Genomic DNA, 562 nt, shown 5'->3' on the forward strand with positions numbered 1-562 from the left:
GTTTTCAGCAAGTCGCCCGCCGCCTGCGCCGTCAGCACCACGCTGCCGCCATCGGCCTGGATCAAGCCGCCGTTATTCACCAGCGCGCCCACGGCGCCCCCGTCCACCGCCACGTTCAGCAAGCCATCGCCCGCCACGTCCAGGGTGATGGCGCGGCCCGCCGCCAGGGCCACCGAACCCAGGCGTGCCTGGATCGTGCCTTCGTTCGACACATTAGCGCCCAGCAAGGCCACATAGCCGCCCGGCGCGCTGATGCTGCCCTGGTTCAAGACCTTGCCCGTGCCATTGCCGGCAAACTGGTACTTGCCCGCCATGAAGTCGGCGTTGCTGATATCGAGGGTCGAGGCCACCAGGCCCGCCGTGTTCACGGACGCGCCGTGGCCGAACAGCACGCCGTTCGGGTTGACAATGAACACCTTGCCATTGGCCGACAAGTTGCCCAGGATGGTCGTGCCGTCATTGCCCAGCACGCGGTTCAGGGCCACCGCGTTGCTGTTGGGCTGCTGGAACTGCACCGATTCGCCCTTGCCGATATTAAAACTGGCCCAGTTGATGACGGCGT

At 65.8% G+C, this 562-nt stretch carries 1 protein-coding gene; it reads right to left on the bottom strand.

Annotated elements, in window-relative coordinates:
• Positions 1 to 562 (bottom strand): filamentous hemagglutinin N-terminal domain-containing protein (locus tag GCN74_RS28275; protein WP_152259707.1); only part of this gene is annotated, 562 nt, incomplete at both ends.

It is taken from the genome of Janthinobacterium sp. FT14W (assembly GCF_009208755.1).
In the GTDB taxonomy this organism is placed as follows: Bacteria; Pseudomonadota; Gammaproteobacteria; order Burkholderiales; family Burkholderiaceae_D; genus Janthinobacterium; species Janthinobacterium violaceinigrum.